General features: G+C 67.7%; 2 protein-coding genes. Both read right to left on the reverse strand.

What is annotated here, in order from left to right:
* Positions 1-571 (reverse strand): GGDEF domain-containing protein (locus DMB66_RS65715; RefSeq protein ID WP_148112924.1); only part of this gene is annotated, 571 nt, incomplete at its 3' end.
* Positions 564-1,681: FIST signal transduction protein (locus DMB66_RS58170; protein WP_125812513.1), on the reverse strand; the 1,118-nt coding region annotated here is incomplete at its 5' end. The genes DMB66_RS58170 and DMB66_RS65715, both read right to left, overlap by 8 nt.

Raw genomic sequence — 1,681 nt, forward strand, 5'->3', positions numbered from 1 at the left:
TGTTGCCGCCGATCCGGAACGGCCGTCCGAGTTGATCGACGATGCGTTCGGCGGCGGCGGTCGCAGTCGTGATTCCGCTGACGTCCAGCAGGATCACGACGAACTCGTCGCCGCCGAGGCGGGCTACCACGTCGCGATCGCGGATAGCCGCCCGGATCCGTTCGGCGACGCGGATGAGCAACTCGTCACCGGCAGGGTGGCCGAGACTGTCGTTGATCATTTTGAACCCGTCGAGGTCGATGAACAACACGGCGACCTCGTTGCCGATCAGTCTGCACTCGTCGAGCGCGGCGTGGAGCAACTCGACGAGTGCGGCGCGGTTCGGCAGGCCGGTGAGCGTGTCGTGGCGGGCCTGGCGGCTCAGCACGTCGTGCAGTGTGCGCATCTCGTCAGACGAGACCTCGATCGAGCGTTCCAGCGTGTATCGGTCGGCCTCCGACTCGTGGTAGGACGCGCTCACCCGTTCCAGTAACCGGGCCCACCCGGCCGAGTCTGGTGGCGTGTCCGGGGCCAGCCCGAGGCGGCGGAGCTGTCGCTCAAGGGTTCGGTGCCGGGTAGGGCCGCTACTCATCGACGCCAATGTCCTCGTCGCTGGCCTCCCAGAACGACGCGAGCGTCATCGTCTGGTTGTGCAGGTCGCAGGTGCCGGTCACGATCGGTGCGATTTCGCCGTACGAGTAGAAGCCCACGAGGTGGCTCTGCGGCGGAAGGCCAGACAGGGTGGCCTCGAGTTCGTCCTCGGTACGCCCGCCGAGAATCAGCCGTCTCCCCACGCAGCTGACCGCTACGGTAAGCGCCCCGGGCGGCAGGTTCGTCGCGGCCTGCGCGGCAGCTTCGGAGGCACCGTCGATCAGGCGGTCCAGGCTGGCCCGCATGAGCTGGACGGTGGACCCGGTCGGCACGTCACCTGCGAAGATCATACTTTGGGCGCTCTCGTCGACGGCGAGGATCGTGCGCACGAGCCTGCGCTCCGGTGAACCGGGAGCCCAGACGGCGAGAGGGAACAGCAACGCGGTCGCCGGGAGCCCGGCCGCCCGCTCGCCCAGGTATCTTTTGTACAGTTCGAGGGCGGGCTGCCCGTCCACCTCGAACAGGACGTTTCCCTCCGACCGGGTGACGAGACGTTTGGGCCCGAAGATATCCCAGCCGCCACGTGAACCAGTCGTGACCCGGATGTGTGGCCCGGCGAAGCCGACCGCGCTGACGTGGCCGCTGCGCGGCTCGCCGTCGACGAGGACCCAGGTGCGTTCAAAGCGGTCGCCGTCTCCGGCGAGACCTCCGGCAATGATCACGTCGGAGCCGGCACCGTCGGCCAGGCCCGCCACCAGCGGACTGCCGTTGACCCGGAGGCCATCGGAGACCACGAAGACAGCCCGGAGGTCGGGCTCCTGGGCAGCGAGCCGTTTCGCGACGGAGAAACCGACGTCATACGATTCGCAGGCATCGGTCACTTGCTCGCTGACGCGGCTGATCCGGGTGTGCTCGAACCGCACCACCGACACCACCAGCGAGCCTTCGGACACCGTATCGCCCATGATCTCGCCAGCGCTGGAGCACCCGATGATGATGGAGGACGGAAACGCCGCGCAGAGTTCCCGGATCGGAGTCGGGTCATCGGCGAGCAGCCTGCTGCCGAAGGCCAGCACCAGGGTCTTCTCGCTGTCGAACGGCAAGAACGGGT

The sequence above is a fragment of the Actinoplanes sp. ATCC 53533 genome, from assembly GCF_003947245.1.